The sequence below is a fragment of the Pediococcus ethanolidurans genome, from assembly GCF_001437405.1.
GTDB lineage: Bacteria > Bacillota > Bacilli > Lactobacillales > Lactobacillaceae > Pediococcus > Pediococcus ethanolidurans.
Window position 1 is genome coordinate 17,241 of sequence record NZ_JQBY01000002.1, and the last position, 12,325, is coordinate 29,565.

Consider the following 12,325-nt stretch of genomic DNA (forward strand, 5'->3'; position numbering starts at 1 on the left):
TTAAGGAGGCTTTGAATTTATGCAAATTTCTAAGGATTTAATTCGGGGCAACACCGATACAATTATCCTTAACCTTTTGAATCAACAAGACAGTTATGGTTACCAAATTGCTAAACAGGTTAAATATTTGAGTAACGATGCGTATGAAATTAACGAGGCCACTCTTTACACCGTGTTTCGTCGTCTCGAAAAACATCAAGATATTGAAAGCTATTGGGGTGATGAAACGCAAGGTGCGCGGCGTAAATACTACCGAATCACGGAGACTGGTCAACAACTATTGGCATCAAATGTTCAACAATGGGATTTTTCAAAAAAAATTATTGAAAAACTAATTAAAGGAAGTATCGCTTATGACAAACATTGAAACAAAAATTCGCACAAAGTTAGATCAATTATTTATGACTTACTCACCCTCTACTGAGTTAACTGAACTAAAAGAAGAATTGGTTTCCGATCTTACTGAAGCTACCAATGACAATTTAACTGATGGTATGTCAGAAAATCAGGCGATTCAAAGCGCATTTGATCGTCTGGGCAATCTCGATGAACTTATTCAAGAAATTAATAATGAACAAAACCAAGACACCGAAAGCGAAGATACAACTAACCAGAAGAAAAATAGTGTGCACATTGGCAACCTTGATATTGAGAATGGCAAAGTTCGCTTAGGTAATCAAACGCTCGTTGATGGTGACAAAGTTGAAATTGGCAAGCTGCTTAAAGTTGATGGTGATAATGTCGATATCGGCAATGGATTTATCAAAGTAACAGACGGTGACGTTAAAATTAATGGTAAAACCCCTTCAAAAATGTATATGGAATCCTTGGCACTTGTAAATTCTCAAGCATTTCCGATTCAAGATCTTACGCATATTAATGTCATTTATCGAGATGCCTCACTCACCATTCGCCAAACTGATGGCGATCAATTAATTGTGAACGAATATATGAGTCGCAACAATGACCGTTACTACTTACAGAACAGTGCTTCTGAGCATGAATTGACCATTCGTCAAGGCGACCGTCCCCTACTCTGGCATATCAACGTTAAAGTAGAAATTCTGATTCCTACAAATTATGCGCACTCATTAAAAGCTGATACTCGTGATGGCCGAATTCAGGTTCAAGATTTACACAATGAGCAGTTAAAGCTGAATGTCGTTTCGCATTCTGGGAGTGCCAACGCAGAACAGGTCAAAATTTCTCAATTTAACCTGGAAGCTTTTTCAGGATCAATCCATGGCAAAGACATTCAAACAACTAATTTAGCTGCCTTTTCCCATAGTGGTTCAGTTGCGCTTGAGTCTGTCACAAGTTTGATGAATTTGAAGAGTAGTGGCGGCTCAGTACGTTTAATGCACGGAAAAGGCTCCGGTAAATTCCATACCAGTGGTGGTTCAGTACGACTTAATTTTGATCATTTAACTGGTGATGTCGCCGCTGATACACACAGTGGGTCTGTTCAATTGGCTTTACCAACTACCGTACCTTTTAATTTTGAACTGGATACCAAAAGTGGCAGAGCAAAGGTAAATGGCACGGCCGTTCTTGAACATAGTGGTAGTGCCTATCAAATTGGTCATGTAGGTGAGCATCCCCATTATCAAGTTACGGGCCACACTCACTCTGGCGGTGTTAAATTGAATCTTGAAAACTAATAAAAAATCTAGGTTGAGTTCTTATTAAGAACCACACCTAGATTTTTTATTTATTTTTCTGCAGCTTTTTCAAGCACATCACTGTCACTTTTAAGTACTTCAATAAATTGACGACCATATTTTTCTAATTTTTGATTTCCGACACCTTTAACCTCGGCCATTTCACTAAGTGTTTGCGGCATCAACTCACACATCGCACGAAGTGTTTTGTCGGAGAAAATAACAAATGGCGGGACACCTTGTGCTTCTGCCAAAGAACGGCGTAGCATGCGTAACTTGGTGAACAACTCACTGTCTTCCAAAATATTCGTTTTCACTGGTACAGCCATTTTTCGAAAAACCTGTTCCTTACCTTGTAAAACTCTGACGCCAGCTGTTGAAAGTGATAAGACTGGATACTGTCCGTTAGAAGCTTGAAGATAGCCTGAAGCTGAAAGAAAATCAATTAATTCGGTCAGCTGTTTTTGTGCCTTGTTTTTTAATAACCCATACGTACTAAGTTGATCAAAATGAAATTGCTTGATGCGTTGATTCCTAGATCCCGCTAGTACCTGGGCAATAAGCACTTTACCAAAATTTTCATGCATGCGTTTGACACACGATAGAACTTTTTGAGCCTCTACCGTAATATCTTGCGAATCACGTTCATCCAAACAGTTGCTACACTTGCCACAGACAGGACCATCTTCACCAAAATAATTTAAGATATATTGTTGCAGACACTGTTGGGTATTTGCATATTGCGTCATATCCTGTAATTTTTGATATTCTCGCCGTTTATTAGGTTCGTCCATTTCAGATTGATCAATGAAAAAGTGTTGAATCTGAACGTCATGCAACTTAAACAACAAAATCACATCACTAGGTAAACCGTCACGCCCAGCTCGCCCAGCTTCTTGGTAATAAGCTTCCAAACTTCCGGGTACCTGCGCATGGATGACAAAACGAACGTTGCTTTTATCAATTCCCATCCCAAACGCATTGGTTGCAACCATCACCCGTTTTCGGTCGTACAAGAAATCTTCTTGATTTTGACGACGATCATTTTCGGTCATGCCTCCATGATACTTAGTGACACTAACTTTACGTTTCTTTAAAAGCTTAGTTAATCGTTCAACTTCTTTACGGGTGCTTGCATAAATGATTCCGGGCTCCGTTTTATTGGCATGTAGGTAATCTAATAAAAATTGATCACTATTTTGATCTTTAATAACCTGAAAAGAAAGATTGTCGCGCGCAAAGTCCGTTTTCACTTCATGATCTGCTTCAATATGCAAACGGTTTTTGATGTCTTCAGCCACTTTGGGTGTTGCCGTAGCCGTTAACGCAACCGTCACTGGGTGTGTTGGTAATTGTGCAAGCGTGTCTGTTAAGCGTAAATAACTCGGCCGAAAGTCATGGCCCCACTGCGAAATACAATGAGCTTCATCGACCGCCACTAATGCAATGTCAAGTTCTTGCAGTTGTGCTAAAAAATAACTGGAATCCAATCGTTCTGGTGCAATATACAGCAATTTGACTTGCCCATCAGCCGCCAATTTAAACCGTTGATTCATCTCCATATTATCTAAACTACTATTAATGAAAGTAGCCGGAATCCCATTTTCATTTAAGGCATCGACCTGATCTTTCATTAGCGCAATCAACGGAGAAATCACTAAAGTTAAGCCATCAAATAACATCGCCGGGATTTGATAACAAAGCGATTTCCCACCACCAGTAGGCATGATTGCCAACACATTTTGGTCGTTTAGAATGTCGTCGATTACTTGTTTTTGTCCGTCGCGAAACGAATCATAACCAAATTTTTCTTTTAAAATTGTTTCTGGTGTCATACTTTGCCATTCTTTCTCTAAGATCTACTTATCCATCTTAACGGAAATCTCGGTAAAATGAAATTCCAGCTTACTAATTTTGTCATTTTTTAATGCATAACGTGACGGAAACTCAGCAAAGCGTTATGATATGAATACTTAAACTAACTTTTGAAAAGAGGCTGCATCCTATGTCTGAAGCAAAAACTTCAAAAAAAATTGAGGAATTATCCAAACAAAAGGAATCTTTAGAAGCAGAAATTATTAAAAATACTCAAATCATCAATAACTTATACGCTCGTTTCGAAGTTTTGACTCGTCAAGAGACTGAGCTTTCTAAAAAAATTACTCGTTCTACCAAAGAATATGATCAAGCTAATGCAGATTTAGAAGCCAAAAAACTAGAACTGCAAAATAAGAATTTAGATCCACAACAATACATTGCTTTGCAGCAACAGGTAGTTTCTTTAAATAAAGATAAACAAGATCTCCTGAAAGACTATCAGGAACTTCGAGATCGTTCTCTAGGACAACGAATCAGCAATAAATTACCTGAACGTCATTACAGTCCTAAAGATTAAATACGCATTTTCACAAATTTATTTTGTGCTTTGAATAACTTCTTCTAGAGTAAACTTTCCCTCATCAAAGGAAAATTTCAAAATCCCACAGTTAGTAAAACGCTGATTTAATACTTTTTCTGGATCTTCCCAAGCTTGTAGGAAATTCACACATGCGCCTGCGTGTGAAACAGCTAGCACATTTTGATGATCGGGCTTTTGCATAATTTTAGTTAAAGTTGTCACCATTCGGTTCTTAACCTGAGTCACGGATTCACCACCATAGGGAACGAAAAAAGTATTGTAATCCTTGCGAGATTTTGGGTTTAAAGTTTCATCTTGAGCTTCAAATTCACCAAAATTCATTTCGCGTAAATTTTTTAACCGTGTGTAATCCATTTTGTGATGTGTCACAATTTCTAGTGTGTCTGAGCTCCTCTCTGACGTCGAACAATAAGCATGGTCTAATTGAACAGTATCAAAGTACTTACTCGCCTCTTGAGCTTGCCAGATACCTTTAGAAGTCAAAGGTGAATCACACCATCCTTGAATTTTTTTACGAACATTAAAAACTGTTTCACCGTGTCGCATTAAGTACAACGTTTTTTTCATAAGATAGCCCCATTTTTGCTTTATTCTTATTATTAACTTACTTTTTTACTATAACATTTTAGACACAAAAAAAGCCGATCAATTTGATCGACTTTTTTGAATTGGGATAATTTTAATTTAGAATTCACGTTTGCGACGAACGCCAGCTAAACCAAACAATGCACCATGGTACCTAAGATACCAAGAACAGCAACGAGATTACTCTTAAATGATAAACACTTAACAACAGAGTCACTTTTAACATGCCCTTTTTTTACTTAATATGTAATATTTTAGTACAATAAATCAAATTTTCCTTTGGCATTTACCTCAAAATCGTGTACCTGAACAAGTTTTCCATTCTCAGTTTTATACGCCCCTACTTCGTAAACTTTTTTTTGCGAAACCGTACTTATTTTTGACTTAATAAACTTATACTGTTCAACATCTGATTCGGTTTTTTGTTTTGCATAGTAGTTTTTAACAATCGCAACTGCCTTTGCTCCGGTCATTTCTTTGGCTTTCTTTTTTGATGAGGCGAGTTTAGAACTTTCTCGAGCTTTTTTTGCAGACTCACTAGAGGAAGAACTTTCTGCAGATTTATCAAAGAATTTATTCTTTACAGAACTAAATAATCTGCCCGTTCGCGAAATTAGATTTAAATGAATGGTACTATTTTGATTGGAAAAATGTCCGTAACCTAAATCACCAGCTAACGCTATGATCAGAATTATTAGAATTAACCGTGTTCGTTTAATCACACGCGTTAATCCATTAATCGCGTTTCTTCCAGCCTTTTGAAGCGCATATTTTGAGTACGCAAAATAGAACACAACTAGAACTATGATTATTAAAAAGCCCAATCCCCAGGCAATTAACTTATAATTCATTTCACACTACCTCCACTGTATCGCTAATAAACTTCATTATATCAGTTATATATCTATAAAAAACACAACTTATAGTATATTTCTTCATTTTTCAACAGATTGATCACTTTCAGTAAAAAACAAATTTCATTTATACAAAAACGCGATGAGCAGAAAACCTGCAAACATCGCGTTTAGTTATAAATTTATTGTTCGTCAATCGAAATTGTTTTAATTGTCACATCTTCATTGGGTTTATCTTGTGCATCCCGCGCAACATTGCTGATATTCTCAACTACGTCCATACCTGTCACCACTTGACCAAAAACTGTGTGTCGATGATCAAGCCAAGGAGTTCCTCCCTGTTTATAAGCCTCAACGACCTCACTTGGGTAACCTGCTTGTGCCATACTATCAAGCATATCAGCCGAAACGTGCTCATTGGAAACAATAAAGAACTGACTGCCGTTAGTATTGGGACCAGCATTAGCCATGGATAACGCACCTTTCATATTAAAGACTTCATTTGAAAATTCGTCTTCAAATTCATGACCAAAACTACTTTGACCACCTGCACCTGTTCCAGTTGGGTCGCCGCCTTGAATCATGAAATCAGGAATCACACGATGAAAAATAATGCCATCATAGTAACCTTGCTGTGCCAAAGTTACAAAGTTTTCAACAGCTTTTGGTGCTTGTTCTGGAAAAAGCTGAACTAACACATCACCTTGATTAGTTTGAATTGTTGCCTTTGGTCCTTTTGCATTTTTTAAATTAAGTTGTGGATATGCCATATTAAATCTCCTTAAATTTGTCTATTTTAATCTGCTGATAATGCATCAATTGGGTTCAAACGGGAAGCTCTTCGTGCAGGAAGAAGTGCCGCTATAAACGAAATGACAATCGCAATGATGACGGTAAACAACACATTTCCCCATGTAATTTGAACCATATTAAACTTGACGATCTTATACAATACCTGATTAAGCAAAATGCTAGCTCCATATGCCAAAATCAAGGATAAAGCAGCTGAGAACAAGCCAATAAAGACAGATTCGGCCGTAAACAATCGGCGAATATCTTTTCTGCGTTCACCCAATGCCCGCAAAATGCCAATTTCCTTGGTTCGTTCAGAAACAGACATGTACATCGTCACAATAATCATCAACGCAGAAACAATTAATGAAATCCCAGCAATGGAAGCTAAGATAATTGAAGCAACCAAGACATATTGATTGACCGTATCGAGAATATCGCCAACCGTTATTGCCCCCAGCACATACTTGCCATTTTCCTTAATGTTATTAACTTGTTTGGCAACTTTTTTGACCACATCAGAATTATCCGCATTCACAGACACAAAGTTCGCCTCTGTTGTTGCTTTTGCCTTTTCCAATATGTTCTTCATCGTTGCATAATTAGTACCGGTAATCGATCCAGACTGTCCACCGTTTGCAAAACCAACCACTTTCAGTTTAGCAGTCACTTGCACTGGATTATTATGAGCATCGATCCAAGGTAAACTCAGTTTAATCGTCTTACCCAAAAGCTTTTTATAAGTTTTATCACTAGTCAGTGCAATTGCCTGTGATTTATCGATCACGATTTCATTCTTACCAGGTTTGTGCCCAGTTTTTACCGTATCGCTTGCATAAGCCTTCGTCCACGTTTGAAAACCTGATCCATTTTGAGTTTTCTTATTATATGCCAATGTAAAGGTACTAAACTGGTATCCAGGTTCCACTTCATCAACATTTTTTATATTCTTTAGTTTTTTAACCTGCGAATCCTTAATCAGCAGCTTTTCTGGATTACTTGCATACTGACTAATTGATTGTTGTAATTTCGTCATACTTGACTTCTTACCGCTTGGATTTTTCAAAACCGTCACTGATTGCGGATTAACCATTGAAGTAATCTGGTTTTGAATATAAGCACTAACCCCATTGCCAAGTCCACTAAACAGCAACACTGCAAACAGACCAATTGCCGTTCCTAACATAATTAAAGAATTACGCCAAAAGTTGAATGACAAATGTTGAAATGCATTTCGGTAACTTGCCGTAGCTGAAAGCACCTTAGGCTTAAACGCCGGTTTTTCGTCAACAACTGGATACGCCTCTTTAATACGAGTATCACCATCAATTTTTCCGTCAACTAAATGAACAATTCGAGTTCCGTGATCTGCTACTTCTTCTGAATGGGTAACCGCAATGACAAGTTTTCCTTGTGCCGCAATCCCGCTCAAAATTTCCAAAACTTCCGCCGTATTTTTAGAATCCAAAGCTCCGGTTGGCTCATCGGCAATGATAATTTGCGGATCACTTGCTAATGCACGTGCAATTGCCACCCGTTGTTTTTGACCACCTGAAAGTTGGTTAGGATGTTTCTTTAAATGTTCACCCAAACCGACTTGCTTTAATAAATCAATTGCACGTTTTTTTCGCTCACTACCGCTTAAAGTAGTCATATTTAAAGAAACCAAAACATTATCCACAATGTTAAGATGACTAATCAAGTTATAGGACTGATAAATATAACCAATTGTTCCTCGTCGATAGTTATCAAGTTGCTTTTCTTTTTTATGATCTAACTTTTGGTCGTTAAAAATAACCTGACCTTCAAAGTTACGATCTAGTCCACCGATGATATTCATCAATGTGGATTTCCCACCACCAGATTCACCGAGGATGGAAACAAATTCACCAAGTTCAAAATTCAAATTGATGCCATTTAATACTGGAAACTCTTCTTTACCTAAATAATACGACTTATGAATGTCGTGAAGCTCAAGAAATGCCAAAGTTAATCGCTCCTATTCGTTTATTAATGATAATTTTGCTGTCATTCAATAGCAATAAGAAATTAGATTACATTAATACCATGTTTTTACCTAAAGGTTGAAAGTATCAAAATCACTTCAATAACTGCTGTTAAACGACTTAGACTCAAAAAAATAGTTTAACTGCCGTCCTGCGGCTCACATGGTCTGGAACGGGGTGGGCACGATTTGAAGCCAAGAGGAACACTTGTCTTCAAACTCGGCCTTATCCTAAGTAATAAATTACTAAGGATAATTTCACCCCTGAGACCAATCGCCTCCGGACTAAGAATGTTTGATGCTTCAATGATGCTCAGTAACGCTGCTATAACAACCTTTATATCGCTGTATAGATTGCAAAGATTAGACTTAGTCTGGAAGCAAATGGGCTCAGTAGTGACATTTATCTTAGCGGGTTTCGCTTAGATAAAGGCCGAGCTTAGAGACGTGTACTTCGGCTCTAAGTCGTGCCCACTACGTTCCAGCCCAAATTTGCTGGAAGACGGCATTTAAATCTAATTTTGTTACCATGGACACTTTTGTATCAGACAATGAGATGCGTTTTTGTGCTTTCAACCTTTAGTTTTTACATTAAAAACCTATCTTTTCATAGAACGGTAGCTAACTATATAGATTTGAATAGTTATTGTCAATCAGAATGATAAGATTTTTTTAGTAACCGTATTCATTTCAGTTGCAAAGTTGCCACTAACTTCTTAAGCTGATGTTAAACAAGACAATTAATCAAATCGAGGTGTTTTCAATTTTGACAGTTTTTTCAAATCCTGGTGTTCATTTTCAAGGTTACTTAACGCTCAATGGTATTCAACAATGGGTAAGCATCGTTGGTCAAGCAACGACCAATCCAGTGTTGCTCATCATTCATGGTGGTCCGGCATCTACCTATTCTGTTTTTACCCGAGCAACGCAACTTTTTTCACAAAAACTCACAGTTGTCCATTGGGATCAGCGTGGTGCCGGCAAAACCTATCGCAAACAGCCCGTTGTTCCGAAAAGTTTACAAAACTTGGTCGACGATGGCATCGAACTTTCCAAGAAAATTAAACAACTTCTACCAAAAGTACCAATTATCTTACTAGGAAGTTCAATTGGAAGTATCACTGCTAATTTGATGGTGCAACAGGCTGAATCACTCTACACTGCATATATCGGAACTGAGCAAATGACCAGATTCTCACATCAGTATGCATTTAATCAATTAATGTTTGAAACTAGTCATCGTTTCTTAAAACAAAACTGGTTACAAAAGTATCCGTTCAATGCAGATGCGTGGTCTGCAAAACAAATCGAAACATTTAACATTTTTTCTGCGCTTCAAAAAACAGATGTTGACAATATGGTAACTAATCTGTTTATTCCGAACTTATTGCAATGTCCGAGTTATGGACCACAAGATTATATTGCTTTTGCTAAAGGGATGATTGTTTCATATAATAGTCTGCACACAGAACTGGATACATTTGATTACAATCGGCTTTTGACTGAAACAAATTTACCATTTTACATTTTTCAGGGCGAACATGATCCGATAACGCCAACGCAGGCAACAAAAATTTATTTTAACCAAATAAAAGCACCCAGAAAAAAGATGATCATTGTTCCGGGAACTGGTCATTTATGTATGTTTGCAAGGCCACGCTACTTTATCGATAAAGCGAGTGAACTGCGCCGTTTAGTATTAAAAAAATAACCATCTCGTTCAAACAAGTATGAGTGATCCACAACACTCAAAGTATCGTTTCTCAACCAAATCACCAAAACCTCAAAAAAAGCAGCTATCAAATCCAACAAAGTGGCCTTGATAGCTGTTTTTCAATCTTTAAAAATTTAATTTTAGTCTTTAAATCGGTTAATTAAGTCAACAAACGTGTCCATTGCACTTTGTAAGAAGCCGATGGTTCCCTTGTTGGTAATCTTTAAATTATCGTCTAAGATATTGGTGACATTGCCTAAATATACTTCTGGTTGTTGAACAACCGGCATGTTCAAGAATACCAACGATTGACGTAAATGATGATTGGCACCAAAACCACTAATTGCACCAGGTGAAACACTCAAAATGATAGCAGGTTTCTTGTCCCACACGCTGGCACCATAAGGACGTGAACCAACATCAATAGCATTCTTTAAAACTCCAGGAACTGAACGGTTATATTCTGGTGTGGCAAAAATTACAGCATCAACACTTTGCATGTCTTCACGGAATTTTCTCCAGCTTTCAGGCACCCGATTTTCATCATCTAAATCTTGATTGTAAAGATCTAAATCACCAATATTAATTTTTTTTACGGTATAACCATCTGGCAATAATGCAGCGGCTTGTTCCGCAACTGCCTTTGTATATGAACCCTTACGCAAACTTCCTACAATTAATCCAACTGTTGTTGACATAAAAAATACCTCTTTTCTTATTTACTATTAGTAAGTATAACGATTTTAAATAAAAAAAACCAACATTTGTTCTCGATTGTATTAAAAATACTTTTTTCAAAATTAGAAAACTGCTTTTATTTCTGATCTGATGACAATGAAAGTTCCCGATGCGATTTTATTTCTTCTATTAATCCACTTAGATTACTTAAGCCACCCTCATAAGCAAATTCACCAAGTGGTAAATGTTTTGGTAAGTTTTGGCCTGCATTCACCTGATCAAAAATAATTTTGGCAATGATTGCTGGATCACCAGGTGCATCCGTAACGGATTGATCGGTAGTTTCGACCGAGTCTTTAAATTTCGCATAATCTGCAATACTTGGGACAACTTTTTTAGAAGAGCTGCCGGCCCAATTTGTACGTGCTCCACTGGGTTCAACCGCGAAAACTTTGATACCCAGATCAGCAACCTCTTGTCGTAACGTATCTGAATAACCTTCAACGGCATACTTAGAAGCACTGTAATAACCCATTGTAGGTAATGTTGTTAACGCTAAGGCAGAAGAAATATTTACAATTGTACCACTCTTATGTTTTCGAAAATTAGGCAATAAAGCTGTCGTCATATTCACTAAACCAAAAAAATTTACTTCAAACATGTGACGTACTTGTTCCATATCACTTTCTTCGATTGTTGAGAAATAGCCAATACCGGCATTGTTCACTAATACATCCACATTGCCAAAACGATCAAGAGCCTGTTTTGCTGCCTGTTTAATTTGGGATTCATTAACAACGTCCACCAACACTTTTTGAATTTGTCCATGGTCATAAGCATCAAGGTAGTCTAAATCAGCCATTTTTCGAGCAGTTGCCACCAAGTTAGTATCCACAGCTTGAGCAACAATTGTAGCAAGCTCTTTACCAAAACCACTTGAAGTTCCTGTAATCATCCATGTTTTTGCCATAATATGTTTTCTCCTAATTCGTTAAATTTACTCTGGTAATAATGCTTTGTTAGTTTAAACATTGATAGAACGAAGATCAAACATTTTAACTCGCAGCGAAGTTTTGACTTTCTAATGATTTTTCTATTGGGTTGCGCTATGCTTCTTTTAACAGAAATTGATCGATTATGGAGGTGTTGATATGAAAGTCTTTCGTTACATTGCTCGCATGATCACACAAACTATCTATGCTGCCCTGCTCATCTATTTTTTTAGCGCCGACAACAATTTCGAATACCACTTTACCATCAATTGGTTCATTATCTGGTTGTTTGCTTCTTGGCTTTGCCAATTTTATTTAATGCGTTTTTCTAAACTACTGATCGGTCCAAATTCTTCTATTCAACAACGCGGTGCTAAATACCGCCTAAACGATCACATGCGCAATCATCAAAGAGATAAATGGGGTGCCGTTAATACCTATAATATGAACGACACCATCGATTCCGCGGAAGATGATTCTGACAGTTTTCTATACAGCATTGTGATTCACTTGGTTTATAGCCTTTTGGGACCGCTCATTTTTATTATTGTGTTTAGTTTTCACTGGTATAAAAAGAACCAACAAAAATAAACCTACCTCTCAATTTGAGCGTAGATTTATTTTT

At 37.3% G+C, this 12,325-nt stretch carries 12 protein-coding genes; 5 read left to right on the plus strand and 7 right to left on the minus strand.

Going from position 1 to position 12,325, the window contains the following annotated elements; translation table 11 throughout:
- The first annotated feature begins 19 nt into the window (after positions 1-19).
- On the plus strand, positions 20-367 hold the full coding sequence (locus tag IV87_RS00905; RefSeq protein ID WP_057805030.1) for a PadR family transcriptional regulator: 348 nt from the start codon (positions 20-22) through the stop codon (positions 365-367).
- The gene (locus IV87_RS00910) at positions 354-1,661 is read left to right on the plus strand and encodes a DUF4097 family beta strand repeat-containing protein (RefSeq protein ID WP_057805031.1); all 1,308 of its coding nucleotides are present in this window, start codon (positions 354-356) and stop codon (positions 1,659-1,661) included. The genes IV87_RS00905 and IV87_RS00910 overlap by 14 nt, the downstream gene beginning before the upstream one ends.
- Positions 1,662-1,711: 50 nt before the next feature.
- On the opposite strand, the gene recQ is transcribed toward IV87_RS00910, so the two are convergent.
- Entirely contained in the window at positions 1,712-3,496 is a 1,785-nt protein-coding gene (gene recQ / locus IV87_RS00915; protein ID WP_057805032.1) for a DNA helicase RecQ, read from the minus strand.
- Positions 3,497-3,666: 170 nt separating this feature from the next.
- Here recQ and IV87_RS00920 point away from each other — a divergent pair, with 170 nt between their 5' ends.
- Positions 3,667-4,056: a hypothetical protein gene (locus tag IV87_RS00920; RefSeq protein ID WP_057805033.1), complete on the plus strand. Its 390-nt coding sequence runs from the start codon at positions 3,667-3,669 to the stop codon at positions 4,054-4,056.
- Positions 4,057-4,074: 18 nt separating this feature from the next.
- Here IV87_RS00920 and IV87_RS00925 read toward each other — a convergent pair whose 3' ends face one another.
- The 4 genes from IV87_RS00925 to IV87_RS00940 all read right to left on the minus strand — a co-directional run bounded on the left by IV87_RS00925 (position 4,075) and on the right by IV87_RS00940 (position 8,298).
- Positions 4,075-4,647, minus strand: a complete 573-nt coding sequence (locus IV87_RS00925; protein WP_057805034.1) for a histidine phosphatase family protein — start codon at positions 4,645-4,647, stop codon at positions 4,075-4,077.
- A 272-nt stretch (positions 4,648-4,919) separates the two neighbouring features.
- A complete protein-coding gene (locus IV87_RS00930; protein WP_057805035.1) occupies positions 4,920-5,516 on the minus strand; it encodes a hypothetical protein in 597 nt (198 codons plus the stop codon).
- 185 nt (positions 5,517-5,701) lie between these two features.
- Positions 5,702-6,289: a peptidylprolyl isomerase gene (locus tag IV87_RS00935; RefSeq protein WP_057805036.1), complete on the minus strand. Its 588-nt coding sequence runs from the start codon at positions 6,287-6,289 to the stop codon at positions 5,702-5,704.
- Between the two features lie 26 nt (positions 6,290-6,315).
- Positions 6,316-8,298, minus strand: coding sequence for an ABC transporter ATP-binding protein/permease (locus IV87_RS00940; protein WP_057805037.1), 1,983 nt, complete (start codon positions 8,296-8,298; stop codon positions 6,316-6,318).
- 784 nt (positions 8,299-9,082) lie between these two features.
- On the opposite strand from IV87_RS00940, the gene IV87_RS00950 reads away from it, so the two are divergent.
- Positions 9,083-10,027 (plus strand): alpha/beta fold hydrolase, encoded by a 945-nt coding sequence (locus IV87_RS00950; protein ID WP_057805039.1) that lies wholly within the window; start codon positions 9,083-9,085, stop codon positions 10,025-10,027.
- Between the two features lie 143 nt (positions 10,028-10,170).
- On the opposite strand, the gene IV87_RS00955 is transcribed toward IV87_RS00950, so the two are convergent.
- Both IV87_RS00955 and IV87_RS00960 read right to left on the minus strand, forming a co-directional pair.
- Positions 10,171-10,728 carry an NADPH-dependent FMN reductase gene (locus tag IV87_RS00955; protein ID WP_057805040.1) on the minus strand — a complete coding sequence of 186 codons (558 nt, stop codon included), beginning with the start codon at positions 10,726-10,728 and terminating at the stop codon, positions 10,171-10,173.
- A 116-nt stretch (positions 10,729-10,844) separates the two neighbouring features.
- Positions 10,845-11,678, minus strand: coding sequence for an SDR family NAD(P)-dependent oxidoreductase (locus tag IV87_RS00960; RefSeq protein WP_057805041.1), 834 nt, complete (start codon positions 11,676-11,678; stop codon positions 10,845-10,847).
- A 181-nt stretch (positions 11,679-11,859) separates the two neighbouring features.
- Here IV87_RS00960 and IV87_RS00965 point away from each other — a divergent pair, with 181 nt between their 5' ends.
- Positions 11,860-12,291: a hypothetical protein gene (locus IV87_RS00965; RefSeq protein WP_057805042.1), complete on the plus strand. Its 432-nt coding sequence runs from the start codon at positions 11,860-11,862 to the stop codon at positions 12,289-12,291.
- The last annotated feature ends 34 nt before the right edge of the window (positions 12,292-12,325 follow it).